Annotated in this window: 22 protein-coding genes; 20 read left to right on the forward strand and 2 right to left on the reverse strand. The window is 44.3% G+C overall.

What is annotated here, in order from left to right; all coding sequences use genetic code 11:
* The first annotated feature begins 137 nt into the window (after window positions 1-137).
* The 10 genes from VB836_RS05430 (at window position 138) to VB836_RS05475 (ending at window position 4645) form a co-directional block, all read left to right on the forward strand.
* Window positions 138-968 carry an RNA-guided endonuclease InsQ/TnpB family protein gene (locus VB836_RS05430; RefSeq protein ID WP_323218369.1) on the forward strand — a complete coding sequence of 277 codons (831 nt, stop codon included), beginning with the start codon at window positions 138-140 and terminating at the stop codon, window positions 966-968.
* A gap of 73 nt (window positions 969-1041) precedes the next feature.
* The gene (locus VB836_RS05435; RefSeq protein ID WP_323218370.1) at window positions 1042-1395 is read left to right on the forward strand and encodes an RNA-guided endonuclease InsQ/TnpB family protein; all 354 of its coding nucleotides are present in this window, start codon (window positions 1042-1044) and stop codon (window positions 1393-1395) included.
* Window positions 1396-1745: 350 nt separating this feature from the next.
* Window positions 1746-1916 (forward strand): hypothetical protein, encoded by a 171-nt coding sequence (locus VB836_RS05440; RefSeq protein WP_323218371.1) that lies wholly within the window; start codon window positions 1746-1748, stop codon window positions 1914-1916.
* Window positions 1917-2048: 132 nt separating this feature from the next.
* Window positions 2049-2264: a 30S ribosomal protein S21 gene (rpsU, locus tag VB836_RS05445; RefSeq protein WP_046280556.1), complete on the forward strand. Its 216-nt coding sequence runs from the start codon at window positions 2049-2051 to the stop codon at window positions 2262-2264.
* An 87-nt stretch (window positions 2265-2351) separates the two neighbouring features.
* Window positions 2352-2480 carry a hypothetical protein gene (locus VB836_RS05450; protein WP_323218372.1) on the forward strand — a complete coding sequence of 43 codons (129 nt, stop codon included), beginning with the start codon at window positions 2352-2354 and terminating at the stop codon, window positions 2478-2480.
* A gap of 30 nt (window positions 2481-2510) precedes the next feature.
* Window positions 2511-2732, forward strand: a complete 222-nt coding sequence (locus VB836_RS05455; protein ID WP_323218373.1) for a class I SAM-dependent methyltransferase — start codon at window positions 2511-2513, stop codon at window positions 2730-2732.
* A 222-nt stretch (window positions 2733-2954) separates the two neighbouring features.
* Window positions 2955-3407, forward strand: a complete 453-nt coding sequence (locus tag VB836_RS05460) for a GFA family protein (RefSeq protein WP_323218375.1) — start codon at window positions 2955-2957, stop codon at window positions 3405-3407.
* 26 nt (window positions 3408-3433) lie between these two features.
* Window positions 3434-3967: a hypothetical protein gene (locus VB836_RS05465; protein ID WP_323218376.1), complete on the forward strand. Its 534-nt coding sequence runs from the start codon at window positions 3434-3436 to the stop codon at window positions 3965-3967.
* 152 nt (window positions 3968-4119) lie between these two features.
* The gene (locus tag VB836_RS05470; RefSeq protein ID WP_323218377.1) at window positions 4120-4350 is read left to right on the forward strand and encodes a helix-turn-helix domain-containing protein; all 231 of its coding nucleotides are present in this window, start codon (window positions 4120-4122) and stop codon (window positions 4348-4350) included.
* Window positions 4351-4453: 103 nt separating this feature from the next.
* The gene (locus tag VB836_RS05475; RefSeq protein WP_152964722.1) at window positions 4454-4645 is read left to right on the forward strand and encodes a hypothetical protein; all 192 of its coding nucleotides are present in this window, start codon (window positions 4454-4456) and stop codon (window positions 4643-4645) included.
* 517 nt (window positions 4646-5162) lie between these two features.
* On the opposite strand, the gene ppsA is transcribed toward VB836_RS05475, so the two are convergent.
* Entirely contained in the window at window positions 5163-7562 is a 2400-nt protein-coding gene (ppsA, locus tag VB836_RS05480; RefSeq protein WP_407659571.1) for a phosphoenolpyruvate synthase, read from the reverse strand.
* 174 nt (window positions 7563-7736) lie between these two features.
* Complete coding sequence (locus tag VB836_RS05485; RefSeq protein WP_323218378.1) at window positions 7737-8006, reverse strand: helix-turn-helix domain-containing protein; 270 nt, start codon at window positions 8004-8006, stop codon at window positions 7737-7739.
* Between the two features lie 106 nt (window positions 8007-8112).
* Between VB836_RS05485 and VB836_RS05490 the strand changes: the two genes are divergently transcribed.
* From VB836_RS05490 to VB836_RS05535, 10 genes are all read left to right on the forward strand, one after another.
* On the forward strand, window positions 8113-10125 hold the full coding sequence (locus VB836_RS05490) for a S9 family peptidase (RefSeq protein ID WP_323218379.1): 2013 nt from the start codon (window positions 8113-8115) through the stop codon (window positions 10123-10125).
* Between the two features lie 268 nt (window positions 10126-10393).
* Window positions 10394-11485, forward strand: a complete 1092-nt coding sequence (gene pilM, locus VB836_RS05495; protein WP_046280561.1) for a type IV pilus biogenesis protein PilM — start codon at window positions 10394-10396, stop codon at window positions 11483-11485.
* Window positions 11486-11715: 230 nt separating this feature from the next.
* Window positions 11716-12546 carry a PilN domain-containing protein gene (locus tag VB836_RS05500; protein WP_323218380.1) on the forward strand — a complete coding sequence of 277 codons (831 nt, stop codon included), beginning with the start codon at window positions 11716-11718 and terminating at the stop codon, window positions 12544-12546.
* Complete coding sequence (locus tag VB836_RS05505; protein ID WP_323218381.1) at window positions 12543-13358, forward strand: pilus assembly protein PilO; 816 nt, start codon at window positions 12543-12545, stop codon at window positions 13356-13358. The genes VB836_RS05500 and VB836_RS05505 overlap by 4 nt, the downstream gene beginning before the upstream one ends.
* Before the next feature lie 327 nt (window positions 13359-13685).
* Window positions 13686-16085 carry an AMIN domain-containing protein gene (locus VB836_RS05510; RefSeq protein WP_323218382.1) on the forward strand — a complete coding sequence of 800 codons (2400 nt, stop codon included), beginning with the start codon at window positions 13686-13688 and terminating at the stop codon, window positions 16083-16085.
* A gap of 659 nt (window positions 16086-16744) precedes the next feature.
* Window positions 16745-17029 carry an HU family DNA-binding protein gene (locus VB836_RS05515; RefSeq protein WP_046278626.1) on the forward strand — a complete coding sequence of 95 codons (285 nt, stop codon included), beginning with the start codon at window positions 16745-16747 and terminating at the stop codon, window positions 17027-17029.
* Window positions 17029-18114 (forward strand): threonine-phosphate decarboxylase CobD, encoded by a 1086-nt coding sequence (gene cobD / locus VB836_RS05520; RefSeq protein WP_323218418.1) that lies wholly within the window; start codon window positions 17029-17031, stop codon window positions 18112-18114. Before VB836_RS05515 ends, cobD begins: the two co-directional genes overlap by 1 nt.
* A 23-nt stretch (window positions 18115-18137) precedes the next feature.
* On the forward strand, window positions 18138-19595 hold the full coding sequence (locus VB836_RS05525) for a dihydrolipoyl dehydrogenase family protein (protein ID WP_323218383.1): 1458 nt from the start codon (window positions 18138-18140) through the stop codon (window positions 19593-19595).
* A 40-nt stretch (window positions 19596-19635) separates the two neighbouring features.
* On the forward strand, window positions 19636-20136 hold the full coding sequence (locus tag VB836_RS05530) for a pentapeptide repeat-containing protein (RefSeq protein ID WP_046278623.1): 501 nt from the start codon (window positions 19636-19638) through the stop codon (window positions 20134-20136).
* A gap of 42 nt (window positions 20137-20178) precedes the next feature.
* On the forward strand, window positions 20179-20862 hold the full coding sequence (locus VB836_RS05535) for an HAD family hydrolase (RefSeq protein WP_323218384.1): 684 nt from the start codon (window positions 20179-20181) through the stop codon (window positions 20860-20862).
* Window positions 20863-20974: the final 112 nt, after the last annotated feature.

The following is a 20974-nucleotide window of genomic DNA, read 5'->3' on the forward strand; positions in this document are numbered from 1 at the left end:
GGTCGTTTTAGAGTCTATCTAAAATGGAGCAAGAGGACTCCCGTTAAGTCTTCGACTCTAACGGCGAGATTAATTGCGACCAAAGAAGGAAACCTTCTCTGTACGCAGTTCTAACTGAATAGCGTGGTCAGATAGAATTGTGTTATATTTTTAGGATGCTAACACTAATCTACGAATTTAAGTTGATCCCCTCTCAAGAACAGATTGCCATCATTGAAGAAATGTTAGCGGTCTGTAGAAAGGTGTGGAATTACGCCTTGAGGGAGCGGAAAGACTGGATAAGTAGTAGGAAGTGTGCAGTTAACTTTTGTTCATTGCAGCAAGAGTACATTATCCCATCGGATGCTCCGTATCCGAATTACAACGTACAAGCCGCCAGCTTGACAAAAGCGAAGAAAACTAACCTTGAACTCAAGAAAACCAATGCTCAAGTTTTGCAACAAGTTCTCAAAACGTTAGAAAGATCATTTAACAACATGAAAGAGCAGGGTTATGGTTTTCCTCGCTTTAAGAACAAATATCGAATGCGGTCTTTTGTATTCCCTCAGTTTAAGAGCAATCCAGTTTCAAATAATTGGATAAAACTTCCTCAAATCGGATGGGTGAAGATGAGGTTGTCTCGCCCAATCCCGGAAGGATTTAAACTTAAGCAGGTGAGGGTTGTAAGAAAAGCTAGCGGGTATTTTGCAATGTTATCTTTGCAAAGTCCTGTAAGCATTCCAGACACCCCGGCTTCTGGGCATCCACTAGGAATTGACATTGGACTTGAGAAGTTCTTGGCAACCTCTGATGGTGAGTTAATTGAACGACCGAAATTTTTAAACCAACTACATAGCAAGTTGAAATTACTGCAACGTAGACTTAAATTCAAGAAATTGGGTTCAACTAATCGACAGAAGCTCAACCAAAAGATAGCAAGACTTCATCAAAAGAGATCAGATACTCGAAAAGACTTTGACTTTAAATGAGCTGCGTCATTTGTGCGACAAAGCAGGAATGATATTTGTTGAAGATCTAGATTTTAGAGCCTGGGCAAAAGGAATGCTAAGAAAACATACTTTAGACGCAGGGTTCGGTCAGTTCTTCAATATATTGGCTTGGGTTTGCTGGAAACGAGGGGTTTATTTTGACAAGGTTGACTACAGATATACGAGTCAAATTTGTCCTCATTGTGGGGCGCATACAGGAAAGAAAAACCTGTCCGAACGCACACATAAATGCCCTGAATGCAACTACGAATGTAATCGTGATGTTGCAGCAGCACAAGTGATTTGTAATCGAGGTATTACTGCGGTTGGGCAGATCGTGGTTCAAGAAATTGACTGTGTAGGCGTACTGTCGGGGGTTGGAAGCAGCCTAGATAAGTGCCGTAGAAGCAGTAAATCTAAGTCGTGAGATTTAGAATCCCCCAGTAGAATCCGAAGGGTTTACTGGTGGGAGTGTGTCAAATTGCTTTGCAAGCTCCACGTCCTGGCAAGCCATGTTAAAATCAAGTCGAGAATAGGTATTCGGTAGCAGTTTTGCTTTCAGCGCTAACCCTCGAGTTCTGTTTAACGAGGCATAGCTTGCCTTCCGAAGTCTCTGTTTACACGCATTCCGATCTAGGAGGTCTTAAATGTCTGTTGATGTCGGTAATCTTTCCTACGAGGTTACGGAGGATGATTTCAAGTCTGTTTTCGCGCTAATAGGACTCCATCAAACGAGTTCACATTCTTAGCGATCGCGAAACCGGACGCTCAGGGGGCTTGGGATTTGCAGAAATGGATAGCGTTGCTGAAGCAGAAAGTACCATTAAACAACTCGATGGTACCCAATGGAGGGGACGAGATCTCAAGATTAATCAAGCCAAACCCTGTGAAGGAAGAAATTCTTCGGATGGGGGAAACCGACGCGATCGCTTTTCGAGCTGCTATTAAGCGGCGAAATTCACATTCTATTTTCCAATTCAATTCTCAGATGAAGACGGATATTATTCCGGTCTAATTGTTGTTAGTTGAACGACGCTCTATTAACTGAGTGAAAAAGCAATTCATAAGGGAGGATATTGCATGGCTCAAGTGGTCGTCGGTGAAAGCGAGCAGTTGGAGTCAGCCCTGCGTCGGTTCAAGCAGAAAGTCTCCAGGGCGGGTATTTTTGCCGACATGAAAAAGAACCGTTACTTTGAAACACTCGCCCAAAAACATAAGCGAAAAGAAATTGCCAGACACAAGGAACGCCGCAGAATGCGGAACTCTAGAAAACGGTTTGAGCAGCAAGTTCGCTAAAACTTTCAAGAGGGCAATTGGACATCAATGTGAAATCCAGAAGAATATGCGAAAAATTCCAATGCTCAACTTCAGTGGGCTGAACAATTGCGTTCGCATCTGGATTTCAAGGGTAGCGAGTCGGTTCTCGATGTCGGTTGTGGCGATGGAAAGATTACTGCTGATTTTGCGGTTTCTTTACTCGGTTCGCGAATCAACCGCAAGCCCTGGCTTTAAAAGCTAGGGAACGGTTGACCTCAAGGACAAGTGGTTGGAGTCGATAGTTCTTCAGAAATGATCGCCTATGCGACAAAAACTTATCCAAGATCTCAGCATCCCAATCTTTCCTTCGCCTGTACAGATGGGCGATCGCTTCGGTTTAAAGCCGAATTTGATGTTGTCTTCTCCAATGCTGCACTGCATTGGGTTAATGATCATTTAGCCTTTCTCCAGGGAGCTAATCGCGCTTTAAAAAACAAGGTAAGTTAATTATTTCCTGTGGGGGTCAGGGAAATGCTGCTGAAGTTTTGCAGGTTTTCTCCGACTTAGTGCGTCAAGTTCCCTGGAGGTTTGATATTGATCAGTTTCACAATCCTTATTTCTTCTATGGGATAGAAGAAGAAGTGGATGCAATTAAAAACTCTACCCTTTGATAGATAGGATAAACACAGAGAATAAACCTATAAGTTAATAACACTCGGATCAAAAAATATGACTGCTTTCTACACTGGAGGATGCCAATGTGGACTTGTTCGATATGAAATCCGCAGTAAACCTCTAACCCTCTATGTTTGCCATTGTACAGAATGTCAGAAGCAATCTTCCAGTGCTTTTGGTATGTCTATGCCTGTTCCGAGGGAAGCTGTTGTTATCCTCCAAGGACAACTCAAAGAATGGTCGAGGGTTTCTCAGAGTGGTCATCAAGTCACTTGTTCATTTTGTGGAGAGTGCGGTACAAGATTATTTCATTCTCCAGCCCGTAACCCTAAAATTATTAATGTCAAACCCGGAACACTGGATGATACTCGTTGGCTTCAACCTGTGGGCAATTTATGGACTCAAAGCGCTCAAAAATGGGTAGTTTTGAGTGAAAATATGCTCAATTATCAGGCACAACCCCAAGATTACTCACAACTGTTTGAACGATTTCACGATCAGTCATAAAAGTCAGTCAAACTTTAGCACCTAATATGTATTCTTTTAATATTCATTTTCATCTTATACTAGAGAATCTAATCTTCTTCGTACTGGCGACCTCTTTTCTGGGAATTGTGGGTTTGGCATGGAGAAATGCCTTGCCCTACAGCTTGCCTAGCCCTTTACCGGGATGGTTTAAAATTTGGTTTGGGACTGTACAGATTTTAGGATTATTACCGCCTTTGGGGGTTCTGCTGGTTTGGGGAATATGGGAGAAAAACTCAGTTGTATTGACTGTGTTTGCCTCTTATTTCCTGATGCTGGGTTTACAAATTATCACCGAATATTTGACCTTAAGAAAATTTACCTCTGTAGTCTGGGTGATGGTTCCTTATTTATATTTACCTTATCGGATTTATCAATTATCCGAAGGTTTAACCCTCTTGAATGCTGAACCTGAATTATTTTGGGTACGAACCGTATTAATTCTGCAAATCATCCTCTGGATTGGGAATTATGCTTTAGATTTAGCACAACTTCCTCGACTATTTCGTTGGGAAATATCAGAAAATCAGCCAACGTCTTAAGGAATATTATATTAACCGAATTGATTACTCCGTAAATTTACGGAGATAAGCTTAAATTTTAGCACTAGCAAAATTTCAAAAGTTCAGCAATTTCGCTGTTGGCTTTTGCCCTGGAAATTGTATATCTTGAATATAGAGTATCGAATATTCCAATGTCAGTAAGCACATCGCAGGTTCCAATTTTAGTCCGCACCCTGAGACGGCGTTTAGGTTTGTCCCAAAAACAATTTGGGGAAAAATTGGGGGTTGTCTTTCAAACCGTTAACAACTGGGAAAATGGCCGCACCATGCCAACTCGCATGGCTCAGATGCTGATCCGACAACAGTTGGAAAAGATGGGTGAGGAAGGAACGGATTTATTAGAGAAGTATTTTGGTGAATAACTTTGTTGTTGCCAAAACCTTACATCCAGGGTGAAATTACTAATTTTGATTGAAAGACGAGTACAAACGCACTATTTTCTGAAATGAGTTGAGGTTAGTTATCATGTTAGCATTTACAGGTAGATTAATTGTATTTCTTTCGCTGTTAACCTGGAGAATCCTAGAGTCAGTCGTTCATCTGACTCTCCGTTTAATTATTGTATCTTTAAATTCAGCTTGGAAAAATCTAAGTCTTTTGATGTCTGACTTTCTATCTGGACTTCTCCACCGTCAAACCGATTTGTCAATCAAATAATCAATAAACGCTAACGGGTTGAACTCACGGCTGTTTCATTCGTCAAAAATTTGGTGCAATAAAGCGAAAGATCATTAATATATTGTCGGCGATCATTCTTTGAGTCTTTGTTGGAGAATGATCGCCATTTATTCTGAGACAACTGATTTAAAAAAGTAATATCATGTCCGGTTGAACAGTTATAAATAAACGACAGAGGAGTCAGGAGTCACCGAGTCAGGAGTCAGGAGGAAATAAAGAAGAAGAAAGAGTCTGAGAAGGAGAAAGTTTTTGATCACTAATTATCCAGACATGATATAATTCAGTTTTTGTCTGTAGGGGCGGGTTTTTACAGTTTACAGTTTACAGTTTACAGTGACCAGTAAAAACAGTTTACAGTTTACACCTGACCAATTATCAGTATTCACTCTTGAGAGTTGATTGATAACTGTAAAACTATTCACTGTTCACTGTTTAAACCCGCCCCTACGACGTTTAAAATGTGTAGAGGCGAATAACGACTGTGAGGTGATAATATTTATTGAATGCGTTGACTTTCCACTTCCGCCACCCGTCGTTTTACCTTAACCACACTATCAGGATTTAACGAAATCGAATCAATTCCCGCCTCCACTAAAAACTCAGCAAAATCAGGATGATCGCTGGGGGCTTGACCACAAATTCCGACTTTTCGCCCGGCTTCATGGGCGGTTTTAATTAATCGTTGAATCATCCGTTTAACCGCCAAATCTCGTTCATCAAATAACTCAGCTAATTCTCCAGAATCTCGATCTACCCCTAACACTAACTGCGTCAAATCATTACTTCCAATGGAAAACCCATCAAAGCGTTTTGCAAACTCATCTGCCAATTCCACATTAGAAGGAAGTTCACACATCACATAAACCTGTAAACCGTTTTCACCCCGTTTTAAGGCATTACTTTCTAACACTTCTAATACCCGATCCGCCTCTTTTAACGTGCGACAGAAGGGAATCATAATAATCACATTATCCATCCCAATCACTTCTCGCACATATTTAATTGCCTTGCATTCTAACGCAAACCCTTCACGATAGCGATCGCTATAATACCGCGAAGCCCCGCGAAACCCTAACATGGGATTAGCTTCAACTTTTTCAAACTGTTGACCCCCAATTAAATCCGCATATTCATTTGTTTTAAAATCACTCATCCGCACAATCACAGGTTTAGGATATTGAGAAGCGGCAATTTTTGCAATTCCCCGCGATAACAAATCCACAAAATAATCCGTTTTATCCTCATATCCGTGCGTCATTTCAGAAATTTGATGACGAATCGAAAAATTCGTAACTTTGTCAAAATGAACCAACGCCATTGGGTGAACTTTAATGATATTATTAATCAAAAATTCCATCCGGGCTAACCCAATACCATCGGCGGGAAGTTGCCACCAACGAAACGCCGCCGTCGGACTGCCAATATTCATCATAATCTTCGTTTTTGTGGCTGGAATATCCAACAAACTGACAGCTTCTGACTCAAAATCTAACAAGCCTTCATAAACATATCCTTCCTCACCTTCTGCACAAGAAATCGTTACTTCTCGTCCCGCTTCTAACAATTCTGTTGCCTTTCCCGTTCCGACAATTGCCGGAATTCCTAACTCCCGACTAATAATAGCAGCGTGACAGGTTCTTCCGCCATGATCGGTGACAATTCCCGCCGCTTTTTTCATAATGGGAACCCAATCTGGATCAGTCATTTCTGTTACCAGAATCGTTCCTTCTGTAAACTGTTCAATATCCGTAACATTGCGAATCAAACAGACTTTTCCACTGGCAATAGCATCCCCAACACTCAACCCCACTAACAAACGATCGCTTTGTTGTGTCAGCGAATAAGTCTTTAAAACACCTGCTTGTTTTTGAGATTGTACCGTTTCTGGACGGGCTTGCACCACATATAATACACCCGTATCGCCATCTTTTGCCCATTCAATATCCATCGGACATTTATAATGGTCTTCAATCAATTTCGCCCATTTTGCCAGTTGTAAAACTTCCTCATCTTCTAAGGAAAAAGATTGTAATTCATAGAGAGACGTTTGTACCGTTCGCGTTGTTTTTGTTGTTCCCAACGCATAGATCATTTTTTCCTGCTTATTCCCCAAACTTTTCTCAATAATCGGTTTTAATTCAGGCTGCTTTAACAACGGTTTAAAAACCCGATATTGATCAGGCGTGACTGAACCTTGAACCACTAATTCTCCCAAACCCCAAGCGGCGGTAATCAAAATATCATTAGGAAAACCAGTTTCTGGATCAATTGAAAACATCACTCCCGAACAAGCCTTATCCGATCGCACCATTTTTTGAATGACAATCGATAGGGCAACATCCATATGATTATACCCTTTTGTTTCCCGATAACTAATTGCCCGATCTGTGAATAAAGACGCATAACATTTGCGGCAAGCCTCCAAAACTTCCTCAGTTCCAGTAATATTGAGATAGGTTTCTTGTTGTCCAGCAAAACTAGCATCCGGTAAATCTTCAGCCGTAGCACTACTGCGAACCGCCACATCAACTTCTTCTAAATTATAACGATCAGACAGTTGACGATAACCTTCACGAATGACTTCGGCAATTTCATCAGGAAACCGAGAACGAACCAATAAACGACGAATGGTTTTTCCCGCTTTTTCTAACGAAATTTCTCCGGCTTGAAACTGTTCAATTTGATACAGAATTTTCGCTTGAAGATTGTTAGCCTCGATAAATTCCCAGTAAGTTTGAGCCGTAATTGCAAAGCCATCGGGAACCCGAATTCCTTGAGATTTTAGAGATTGTACCATCTCTCCCAAAGAAGCATTTTTCCCGCCCACAGTGGGAACATCACCAACCCGAATATTTTCAAACCAACGAATATAGGAATTTTCCTGAGTCATGGTCATTTTTGCTCCTGGGTTTTAGCGGTTCTCTTCAATTATGACAAACCTTTTTCGAGAGTAGTGTCAGAAAATCTCAGTTCATAGTTAACGGATCAGTGCAGGCGGGGAGCGGGAATTGGATTGATCATTCTATTTCCATTTAACAATTCAATCCACCCGAACAGAAGTGTTATAATTTTAGTTATTCATTTGACTTTGGTCATCTCCAAAATATAGAATTAATAAATCCGACCCGTCCTGTTCCATTTCAATCAACTTTTGTTTAATCACAGACAAAGCCAACTGAGACGGTCTGGTATGTCCCCGTTCCCAACGATTAACCGTCTGAAACGAAACGCCCAACTGTGCCGCCAGTTTTTCCTGGGAAAGCCCTAAGCGTTTGCGTAACGTTAAAATCAGAATCGGGAAGTTTTTTTTCAGATTTAAAAACACCATTTCCATAACCATTTCAACCTCCAAATCTCAAAAATCAACAAATGGTATAACAACCGTCTATTTATATTATTCGTCTTCAGTCCGATTCAAACTTCCTCTGAAGGGATGAACAGATCGGGTGAACATCAACCCTGTCGCCTCTGGTCAAAATCAACTGAAAGCCATGAATTTCCCCCTTGAAGCCACATTTCACGTCAAAATAGAGAAAGTCAAAGCCAAGAAAACCATGACCACAGCAACAGCACAACAGACAGAAACCCAACTTCCGCCTTTAATTTCCCGTGATATCCTCTTCGGCAACCCGGAACGAACCAGTCCGTCTTTGTCACCCAATGGCAAATACCTCGCCTATATCGCCCCAGACGACAAAAACGTTCTCCAGGTGTGGCTGCGAACCGTCGGACAAGAAGATGATCGCCAACTCACCGCAGACAAAAAACGAGGAATTCGCGGCTTTTTCTGGACGTACAGCCCCGATCAACTGATCTACGCCCAAGACTCCGACGGCGACGAAAACTGGCATTTATATCTGGTGAACATTCAATCTAATATTGTCCGGGACTTAACCCCCTTTCAAGGGGTGCGAGCGCAAGTTGTCGATCTCGATCACAACTTCCCCGAAGAACTGTTAGTCGGGATGAACCTAAAAAACCCCCAAGTCTTTGACGTTTATCACGTTAACCTGAAAACCGGGGCGGTGGAATTTCATACCGAAAACCCCGGAAACATCGTCGGTTGGACAGCAGACAGTCAGTTTCAAATTCGCGCCGCTTCCGCCACAACCCCCGATGGCGGTTATGATTTGTTGTATCGAGAAACCCCTGAAAAAGATTGGGAAACCCTGCGTCATTGGGGACCAGACGAAGAAGGCGGGGCAGTTTTCTTCTCTAACGACGGCAAAACCCTGTATATTGTGGGAAATCACGACGCTAACGCCGCACGTTTAATTGCGTTTGATCTGGCCACCCGCAGCGAAACCGTGATCGCCGAAGATCCGCAGTATGACGTCGGGGGAGTTCTCGCCCATCCCACCACCCGCAACATAGAAGCCGTTTCCTTTTATAAAGATAAAGAAGAATGGATCTTCCTCGACTCGGAAATAGAAGCCGACTTAAACGCCATTAAAGCTATTCGTCCTGGTGAATTTGGCATTCGTCGCATCCTCACCGATGAGAAATGGTTAGTCAGTTTTGTTGATGATGATGGCCCGGTTTCCTACTACGTTTATGATCGCGCCTCCAAAACCAACACCTTTCTCTTTACCAACAAACCCAAACTCGAAGGGTTACAACTCGCCCCAATGGAACCGATGTCTTTCACGGCGAGAGATGGCTTAACTATTCATGGTTATCTCACCAAACCCGTTGGCGTTTCCACTCCGGTTCCCACCGTCATGCTGGTACATGGTGGCCCCTGGGCGCGAGATTTTTGGGGCTATGACTCCGAAGCCCAATGGTTAGCCAACCGAGGGTATGCCGTTTTACAGCTAAACTTCCGGGGTTCGACAGGATACGGGAAAGCCTTTGTCAATGCAGCTAACCGCGAATGGGCGGGGAAAATGCACGATGACTTAATTGATGGCGTGAATTGGCTCGTTGAAAATAATATCGCCCAACGCGATAAAATCGCCATTATGGGTGGTTCCTATGGCGGTTATGCCACATTAGTCGGGTTGACATTTACGCCGGAAGTGTTTGCTTGTGGGGTGGATATTGTTGGCCCGAGTAATTTAGTCACCCTCATGCAGAGTATTCCGCCTTACTGGGAACCGATTCGTGCTAATTTTTATCATCGAGTGGGTAATCTGGAAACAGAGGAGGAATTTTTGAAGTCCCGATCGCCTTTATTTTTTGTCGATCGAATTCAAAAACCGCTATTAATTGCACAAGGGGCGAATGATCCGAGAGTTAAACAGGCTGAAAGTGAACAAATTGTTGAAGCCATGAAACAAGCCGGAAAACCGATTGAGTATGCTTTATATACAGACGAAGGACATGGGTTCGCTCGTCCTGAAAATCGCTTACACTTCTATGCGATCGCTGAAGAATTTCTCGCCAAATATTTAGGGGGTCGGTTTGAACCGATTAATGAAATTTCCGGTCATTCAGGAGTGGTTCAATCTTTTAGTTAATTCTGAAAAAAGCGAGTTAACAACTCAAAATTAATCAGTTTTTGGGCGGGTTTAAACAGTTTACAGTGACCAGTGAACAGTGAACAGTGAACAGATAATATTGAGAACTGTATAACTGATAACTGCAAAAGCTGGTCACTGATAACTGTAAAAACTGGTAACTGATAACTGATAACTGATAACTGTAATGAACCCGCCCCTACAAAATTACTTAACTTCTGAACTCTTTCAAATTTAAAATCAAAAATACGGTTCACAATTAACAACTATGGTCAGCTTTTTTAAAGGTCTTTTTTCCGGCAAAAAACCGGGAGTTGGGATAGAATTAGCTTCCGAACGCATTCATGTTGTAGAACTGCGAAGAAAAGGAAATGATTTAAGATTAATTAATATTGCCACAACTCCGGTGCCTGAAGATGTCGTTCAAGATGGGCAAATCATTGATACACCGACAATGGCAGAGTTAATTCAGTCTACTTTAGCCGATAAAAATATTAAGACAAAAAGAGTAGCTACAGCCATTCCTGGGCGAGAAGCGGTGACTCGTTTGATCTCGGTTCCAGCCGAACTCAACGAAGAAGAACTCAAAGATTATATGAACGCAGAAGCCGGACTTTACTTGCCATTTTCTCGCGAAGAAGCCGACGTTGACTATCAGAAATTGGGAATGTTTGTCGATGAAGACGGCATCGAAAAAATGCAAGTTTTGTTAGTGGCAACGCGCAAAGAAGTAACAGATACTTACTTAGAAACCTTTGAACAAGCCGAACTGAAAGTAGACGTCATAGAAGTTAGTAGTTTTGCGCTGATTCGCTCGCTCAAAAATCAACTCGAACAATTTTCCTCATCAGAAGCTGCGATTATTGCAGATCTCGAATTTGATAGTACAGAACTCGCCATTGTTGTCAATGGAATCCCGCAATTTAATCGAACCATTCCCATCGGATTATTTCAAGTTCAAACGGCATTGAATAATGCCATGAATTTGCCACCTTCGAGAGATGTGAGCGAACTTCAAGCCATGACCCTTCCTGTAACTGATACAATGGGAGCATTAAGCGATCCTAATCCCGGCACAAACGCGATTATTAAAATTCTCTCAGAACTCGCCGATGAACTCCGCCGTTCCATTGATTTTTATATTAATCAAAGCGACGGTTTAGAGATTGCCCAACTTCTACTCGCAGGCCCAGGGGCTTCCATTGGGCAACTCGACGAGTTCTTCATGCAGCGTTTAGCCATGCCAGCCACTCAAGTTGATCCGGTTGAAATGCTGTCATTGCAAAGCGATCAAGAGATTCCACCCGAGCAACGTGCTAGCTTAGGAGTGGCGTTAGGTTTGGGAATGCGGGTGATCTAATTTCAGGTTGGGGAGCGCCGATGGGGGATTTCGCTATCATCGACATAGTTATCAATGATCAACTTCGGGAAATTCTAACTGGAATGAGTGAATTAATGTTAAAAAGCTTAATCTCAAACATTCCCTCTGTTGCTAGGATAAGCGAAGGAAATCCTCGATCACCCGTCTAAAATTTAAACTTATAATGATGCCCTCAAGCCCTAAACAAATCCTCAGAGAGGTTTGATGCAATGTACAGCCTTGATATTAATTTTCTTAACGACCGTCCCGACTACAAGCCCGCCGAGCGAAAAGCATCGGCATCCCCAGGTCGAGGTGGGACAAACATTGATCGCACCCCAATCATTATAGGCGCGGCAGTTGCTCTAGCTGCGAACGCTTTAGTGGGGGGAGTTTGGTTAGTGTTCAATCAACGGAATGCTCAGTTACAAAACGAGTTAAGCCAGTTAGAAGCCCAACTCGGTGAAAAAACCAACCTGGTCGCAGAACTTGATAAAATTTACGCTCAAGCCAAACTCACAAACGAAGAAGCGAATGCCTTAGCCACCGTCTTCAATGAGATTAAGCCTTGGTCAGCGTTGACTCAAGAACTCGCCGAATTGATGCAAATTGCCGGGGTGAAGATCAACAGCATTGAACAAACTAAACCCGCAGCAACCGCCGTCGCTGCACCACCGCCGCCCCCCGCAGGACAACCCGCCGATGCCGCTGCTACTCCAGCTAAAGATACCCCTAAACTCGAAATTACAGGAATTGCCAATTCTTTCACCCAACTGAGTGATTTTGTGTTGTTGCTGAACCAATCTCCCTTCTTTGATGGAGAGAAAACAAAACTGATCTCGGCGAGTTTGAAAGACAATCCGACTCAACTCGTCGTAGCGGAATCTCAAGGCGGAAGCAATAGCCTGCCCCAGTTGCAACCCGTCGTCGAGTACAAAATCGAAACGAATTTAAGTGCGGCGACGGCTTCAGAGTTACTTCCTCAGTTAAAGAGTAAAGGTGCGGTTGGGCTGGTCAACCGTATTCAAACCCTTCAGCAAAAAGGAGTTATTCAACCATGACATCAGCAAACAACGTCTTTATTGAAGCCGAAGACGAACAGGAGGTTTCAGGCCAGGTGGTTTTGGGAGTCCCGCTCACTCCCAAAAATATTGGCATTGCAGTAGCCGTTGCCGGAGTATTGCTGGCCGGATTTGGGATTTTTAAGTTCGTCATGCCGACCATTGCTCAGGGAAACGACCTGAACACCCAAATCTTAGCTAAACAACAAGAAATCGAACAGCAAGATGAAAAACTCAGCAAAAAAGCACAAGCTGAACAAGAGTTAGCCCAAGCCCAGCAAAGACGAGCAGCAGTCACGGCTTTATTCGCCGACGAAGCCACTCTAGAAACGTTGGTCTTTGACATCGAAGAACAACTCAATCGCCTTAATACTGATATTACAGAGGATGAGGAAAAAGCCAGGATTACAAAGTTTCAACCGGCTCAAACCCAAGGAACTCCAGAATCAACCTCGGATACAGAAGTCGTTAATGATGGCTCTTTCGGTTCAGCCGTTAACGGAAAGGTAAGACGGCGTGGATATGAAGTTGAGTTTGAGGGTAGTTTTGCTCAAACGCGGCAGTTTCTGATTATCTTGGAACGAATGCAGCCGATGTTAGTCGTTCAAGACTTGAAAACTCAGTTGGTCGAAGCAGCGCCTGTTGTTGCAGGAGAATACAAGCAAGGTAAATTTGTCCCTTCCGGTGAACAACCTCAACGCCGCCTGAAAACTTCTTTTAACCTGAGTGCGCTCATGCCCTTGAGTCAGGAACAGTTAGACGCTGCTGCTGCCTCTGCCGCCCCCCCACCGGATGCTCAACCTCCCCAGTAATTCTTGATCCGATCGTCACAATCAGATCACCCCTAAGCCGCGTTCAGACTGAGCGCGGTTATTAATTTTTTGAAATCAAATTAGCCCAGAGCTTGACAGGATGGGACAAATGCTCTAACCTGTCTGGCTAGTCGATCTAAAACATTTGACTTTATTTAAAAAAAAATAGCTTGAACCTCGTAACTTTGGCAACGCGATCGCCTACAATCCATTTTAAAGCCGACTACTGAGTAAAAACTCGGGAAAGTCTTGCCAAAATTTTAGTTTGAGATTAACACAAGAACCTTTAATCCTAAGCAATAAACACAGTCCAGTTGAGGAGTGAACGTGAAACAAGTTATAGGATACGGATCAGGACTGGCGGTAGCTGCTGTAGTTCTCATGGCACAGGCGCCAGCAATTGCATTTACCGTTATTAGAGATGTTCAAATTGTTCAAAACAACGGTGAGACTAATCTTGTTCTCGTCACCGAAGGCGGCGGGCGTCCCGAGGTTTTCGTCGTTAGACGAGGCAATGATTTTGTCGCTGATGTGATCAACACACAGCTTAATATGGGTCAGGAGATGTTCCAACAAAACAATCCTGCCCCTGGAATTGCCTCGATTGTTGTCACTCAACTTGATCCCACCAGCGTTCGAGTGATTGTCACCGGAGCCAGCAGTCCACCCGATGCCCGAGTGGTTCAAGGGGCTGCTGGCGGCATTGTCATCAGTATGATATCAGGCGGAGCAACTGCCAACGTCCCGGCCAATTCTCCGCCTCCTGCAACGTCCTCCCCCTCACCGGATGTATTAGTGCCTAACCCGGAAGTCGAGATTGACCGGGGTTCCCTCGCACAACAACCCACTCCGCCCCCGTCTGGCTCTCCGTCTCAACAACAGCCGATTGTCCCTGATCCCGCGATTAGAAGCACCAATCCTCAACTGACTCCAGATGCGCGACGCTCTGTTGATCCAACTCCTCCGTTTTTACCTCGGGCTGTTGCTCCACCCGTTGGGGATATTGCCGTTTCTAACGTTAATCCAGCCGTTCAAGCCGTTAACTTGAACACGACAGAAGTCATTCCGCGTTTAGTGTTACGAGATGCTTTAGTCCGAGATGTTCTGTCTCTATTGGCTCGCACAGCCGGACTGAATGTTGCTTTTGCACCCGACTTAGGAGAAGCCGGACAAACCGGAGGGACTCCAGGCGGTTCAGCAAATGTGACGATTTCTCTTGATATCGAAAATGAGTCCGTTCAGGATGTCTTTAACTACGTTCTGCGTCTGAGTGGACTGGAAGCCAACCGCCAAGGAAATACTATCTTTGTGGGTCGCAAATTGCCCAATACTGCTCGCGATGTCGTGGTTCGCTCCTTCCGACTGAATCAAGTTCCAGCCGGAGAAGCCGCAGGTTTTCTCGTCAGTATGGGGGCTGAACGTTCCATTACCCGAGAACAACAGGTGACTCGCGCCAACTCCGTGAATATCCCCGGAAGTACCCAAGCCTTGACCACCACCGATACTCAGGTGACAACTGTTGTGGAAACCCTGCGGGTACAAACTCAAGACTCTATTCCGCTTCTGCGAGGGATGCAAATCGTTGTTGATGAACGTCTCAATAGTCTGACATTAATCGGCCCGCCGAACTTGGTAGAACTCGCCTCTGCCCAACTTATTCAACTTGATTTGCGTAAACGTCAAGTGGCTGTCAATGTCAAAGTTCTTGATATTACCCTCGATGGAGAGGATTCCTTCAGCAGTAGTTTCTCCTTCGGAGTTGATCAAACCTTCTTTGTTAATGATGGGGGTGCGGCGGCTCTGAACTTCGGTTCCTATAATCCCCCTTCTCGCGGAACTTCTACCTCTGGAATTAACGCTCGACCGATTATCCCCAATAACCCCGTTGGGAACCAAGAACCCTTTTTTGACCGAGATGGAACCACAACTACTCCGTTAACTGCACCCGGACGAGGTGGGGTAACATTGCGGCCGATTTCTCCTGTTACCAGTCGTTCTGAAGCCGTCGGGATTTCTGACTTTGATCCGTTTGAGCGCAATCAAGATGGTACCTTTGATGCGGGTGAAGTTGAATTTGATACCTTCCCTCTGTTCCAATATCCCCGTCGTTTCCTACAAACCTTACAATTTCAGATTCAAAACCGCAACGCCAAGATTCTCACCGATCCGACTTTGTTGGTTCAGGAAGGCGAAATTGCAACGGTGCGACTGGTTGAGAACATCGTTAAACGAATTGATACCGATACCATTGAAACCGATGGGGGTCAACGAACTGAAAGACAGCCGACTTTTGAAGATGTCGGTCTGGAGGTTTCCGTTAACGTAGAGCGGATTGATGATAATGGATTTGTGACCATTAATGTTAACCCGGTCGTCACAGCCATTACAAACCGCCTTCCCTTGGCTAGTCCTGATGACGGTAGTTTTGCCACAGAAACCGCAGAACGGAGCTTTAACTCGGGACGAATTCGCTTGCGGGATGGCCAGACATTAATTGTTTCTGGAATTATTCAAGAACAAGATCGGGTGACTGCGAGTAAGATTCCATTCTTAGGGGATTTGCCGATTATTGGGGCATTATTTAGAAGTTCAACCCGTGAAACCGGACGCGCCGAAGTTGTGGTGTTGGTGACTCCGATGATTATGGATGAATCCGATCGCGCACCGTTTGGCTATGAATACAACGTTAGCCCTGATGCCCAACAAATGCTACAACAACGACGTTAGACAGTGACCAGTAGACATTGACCGACCAGTAGATATGAGCATTGATAACTGTCTTGGGCGGGTTTATGCCAGTGATCTGTGAGAAACATACATCGATGTGGAACCCGCCCCTACATCACTGGTGACTCTCTTACAAACTTTGCTAAGATTGCGAACTTCCTCTCTTGCGAACTTCCTCCTCGACGGAAACCGCCAAGACCGGAGTTCGCGCTCCTTGATGGAAACCACCAAGACCGGAGTTCGCGCTCTCGCCGGAAACCGCGCCCGTCGCAAGGAACGCGCTGGTGACTGTTGACTCCCATCCTCTAAACAGGGGATGTTTTTTTGGGCCAAAACAGAATCAAAATTAGAAAATTGCCTCAAATCCATATAAATTTAAAGATTTAATTGATCCATATTCGACTTAAAAACATTAGAATAAGTCAGTGCAAGTGAGATACTGTGAGGGTTACAGCGATAGTCACGTTGAATTTCGATCCAAAGACTATCCGTGATCACAATCACTTGACAAGTTCATAGCAGATTGGCACTCTTTGTCAAGAGTCCAGTAGGACAGAAGCAATTTTTCTTTTGTCCTGCATTTGAATTGATCAGTTGTTTTTTCATCTGTTTTCCACCCCGATCCCTTGTGATGCGGGGTTTCCAGACAAGGAGGTTCTATGAATAAAGGTGAATTAGTGGATGCTGTGGCTGAACGGGCCAGCGTAACCAAAAAACAAGCGGATGCGGTTTTGACGGCTGCCCTCGATACCATTATGGAAGCGGTATCGCGCAACGACAAAGTAACCCTAGTGGGTTTTGGTTCCTTTGAATCCCGTGAACGCAAAGCGCGTGAAGGACGCAATCCGAAAACTGGAGAAAAAATGGAAATTCCCGCCACTCGGGTTCCAGCCTTCTCAGCCGGTAAACTGTTCAAGGAAAAGGTAGCTCCCAAAGAGGAATAATCGTGTTAGCCCAACCGCTTGCCAGACCAGGACACGGTGGAAATCTCACTTGGGCAGCCTCAATTGCGGGCTGCTCTGCCTCAGATATTCTGGATTTTTCGGCTAGTATCAATCCTTGGGGGCCGCCGCAGTCGGCGTTAGAAGCCATTCAAACCCATCTGAGCGATCTCAGAGCCTATCCCGATCCCGAATATCGGACATTGCGAAAAGCTCTGAGTCAGATCCATTCCCCTCTAGAGGCAGACTGGATATTACCCGGGAATGGAGCGGCTGAGTTACTCACTTGGGCAGGATGGGAACTGGCTCAACAGCAGACTACCTATCTGCTAACGCCTGCCTTTGGAGACTATCGGCGATCGCTGAGTGCTTTTCAAGCTCATGTGATTGAATGGCCCCTATCAGAAAATGAGGGACAGTGGTCATTGGCTTCACCGGGACTGGACAAGCGAGGGGGGCTACTTCTGAATAATCCTCACAACCCCACAGGTCGGCTGTTTTCTCAGGAAGTCCTTGAACCTTACCTCGAACAGTTTGATCTGGTGGTTGTTGATGAAGCTTTTATGGACTTTCTCCCGCCTCAACAGCAACAAAGTCTAGTGGCAAAAGTGCCAGAATACAAAAATCTAGTGATTTTGCGATCGCTGACCAAATTTTACAGCATCCCTGGATTGCGGTTAGGTTATGCGATCGCTCACCCCGAGCGGCTTCGTCGTTGGCAACAGTGGCGTGATCCCTGGCCGGTTAACGTTTTAGCGGCGGCGGTCGGTACGGCAGTCGTTCAAGATCACGCTTTTCAACAATACACTTGGGACTGGTTAACAACCGCTCGTTCCCAACTGCTGACGGGTTTAGGGCAATTACCCGGACTACGCCCCTATGCGGGTGCTGCTAATTTTCTGCTGGTGTATTCACCCCAACCCGTCCCCGAATTACAAATCACGCTGTTGCAACGTCATCGGATCTTAATTCGAGATTGTCTCAGCTTTGGGGAACTCGGTCAACATTACTTTCGAGTCGCTATCCGCACAGAAGCGGAAAATCAACGCCTCTTAACGGCTTTAACAGACCTTTGGCCATCTCTCTAATTCAGCTTCTCACGGGTTGTTCTATGATTGACTACGATGTGGTGATAATTGGTGGCAGTCCAACTGGACGCTATGCGGCGGCTTTGGCAACCCAACTGCAAGCCCGTGTTGCCCTAGTCGAACCTCAAAAACCCACTTTTGCGGGTCAGTGTTGGCGTTGGGGATACAGTGCCGCCTTGCGATCTGTGGGAGAAACGGTTCGACAGATTGAGCGATCGCAACAATTGGGTTGGGACTCGACAAGCGACAACTGCAACCTCGATCAAACCCTTTCTCTCAACTGGCGGCAAACTAAACAGTGGATGGAGGCTGTTGTCTCTAACCTCGAAGAACAAGATTCTCCCGCAATGTTAGCCGCTTTGGGGGTTGATGTGATTTTTGGACAAGGGGAGTTTGTTAGCCAACCCCATCTGGCTTTTGTTGTCAATCAACGAACTTTGCGATCGCGAACTTATTTATTGGCAACTGCTTCCCAACCGAAAATTCCCGAGATTGAAGGGCTACTTTTAACGGGATTTTTGACGGCTGAAACGATTAATAAACTGACTCGAATTCCTGAACATTTGGCGATCATTGGCGGTGATCCGAGCGGGACTGAACTCGCTCAAACCTTTGCGCGGCTGGGTTCAAATGTGACAATGATTATTAAACATGATCATATTTTAGGTAAAGAAGATCCTGAAGCGGCTGGCTTAATCCAAGCTAAATTAGAAGCGGTCGGAATTAAAATTTTAACTCAAACAGAAGTGATTCAAGCCCAAAAAATTCAGGATAAAAAATGGATTCAAGCGGGAAATAAAGCGATTGAAGTTGATGAAATTATCGTCGCTGCCGGACAACAGCCTCAACTGAACCGTTTAAATTTAGAAGCTCTTGGAGTTGCATTCAACCGGGAATATTTACGCCTGAATGAAAAACTCCAAACCACCCATTCCCGGATTTACGCCTGTGGTAATTTATCCGGGGGATATTCTTACCCTCATCTGGCAAACTATGAAGCAACAATTGCCCTGAAAAATGCTTTATATTTGCCGATTTTTCAGGTCAATTATCAAGGTGTACCTTGGGCAGTTTTCTCCGATCCTCAATTAGCGAGAGTTGGGTTAACGGAAACCCAAGCCAAACGTCGCTACGGAGATGATATTCTCGTTTATCGGGATTATTTTAAACATTTACCCAAAGCGATCATTGAAGAAGAAACCGTCGGTTTTTTTAAGTTGATCGGACATCAAAATGGTGAAATTTTAGGGGCTTCCATTGTCGGGCCACAAGCCAGTGAGATGATTAGTCTCATCGCCCTCGCCATCCGTCAAGGCTTAAAAATTCAGGCGATCGCTCAACTTCCCCAAATTTGGCCGACTTTCTCCCAAATGAGTCAACAAACGGCGATCGCTTGGTTGCAACATCAGCGTCGGTGCAATACCCTATTAATAGATTGGATCGAAAATCTCTTTCACTGGCGTCGATCTTGGTCATCGTAAGTTCATCTGTTCACGCCTATCAACTTGTTGATGGAATACCATGCTAAAAATGAAGTTAAAATTTCCACTCTTATTGGTTTTATTGCTGATTGTCGTAACAGGATGTAAAACGACTTCTGAAAATGCAGCCAAACGCTTAAGCGAAACCAAAGAATGTTTTGACTGTGATTTAACGGGAGAAAACTTTGAAGGTGCCGACTTGTCTGGTGCAAAACTAAACGGTTCTAACCTCAGTGGAGTGAACTTAAAAGGGGCTAATTTAAGTGGTGCAATTCTCGATAATGTTAATTTAAGTCAAGCGGATTTAAGTGGAGCAAATTTGAGTTCAACTGCATTAACCCAAGCGAATTTAACCGATGCTAATTTAACGGGATCTGACCTCACCGGAGCCTTTTTAAGAGGAGCAATACTGAGCAATGCTAAACTCACCAAAGCTAATTTGAATCAGGCTGATTTAAACGCGGCTCAACTGGAAGGAGCAGATATTAATGGGGCAAGCTTTAAAGAAGCGATCATGCCGGATGGTTCAGTTCAAAAATAAACGTTTAAAATTCGATCATCAATTAACATCACCCCTGAAATCATGCTGAAAGCGATTCTCTTTGATTTAGATGGAACCTTAGTCAATACAGACCCTTTACACTTTAAAGTTTGGCAAGAAATTTTACAAACTTATAACACAGAAATCGACCATTCCTTTTATAAAACCTATATTAGCGGCCGTCAAAATCCTCAGATTATTCAAGACTTGATTCCCCAACTTTCAGTCAGTGAAGGGGCAGAACTTGCGGAATACAAAGAAGCTCGTTTCCGGGAAATCGCCCTAGAATTACAGCCGATAGCAGGTTTAATGGAGATGCTGACTTGGATTGAAACAGAAGGTTTAAGAAAAGCAGTCGTCACGAATGCACCCCGTGAAAATGCTCGATTTATGTTAGAAGTTTTGCAGCTAACCGAACGATTTGAATTTGTGGTTTTAGGGGAAGAGATGATTGCTGGAAAACCCGATCCCGCGCCCTATCAATATGCGTTAGAACAGTGTAAAATTCAACCTTCAGAAGCCATTGTATTTGAAGATTCTCCTTCAGGAATTCGTTCGGCTGTTGGGGCAGAAATTTATACGATTGGTGTGGCGTCAACCCACGAACCTGCTGTTCTTAAAGCCATTGGTGCGTCACTGGTTATTAACGATTTTAACGATTTACAACTGTGGGCAAAAATTAAATCACTTTTGGGAACAGAAGAAGCGGTAGAAATGAAAGAGTAGTAACCAGTTTTTAGTAGGGGTCATTCATCAAGCCACCCCTACCAGTTATCCGTTTTTTCCCTTTTGCATGAGTGCATGAGTGCAAGATTGCTTATTCCCTGTTCCCTAAGAG

Origin of the sequence: Limnoraphis robusta BA-68 BA1, from assembly GCF_034932365.1 — a bacterium.
Classification (GTDB): Bacteria; Cyanobacteriota; Cyanobacteriia; order Cyanobacteriales; family Microcoleaceae; genus Capilliphycus; species Capilliphycus robustus.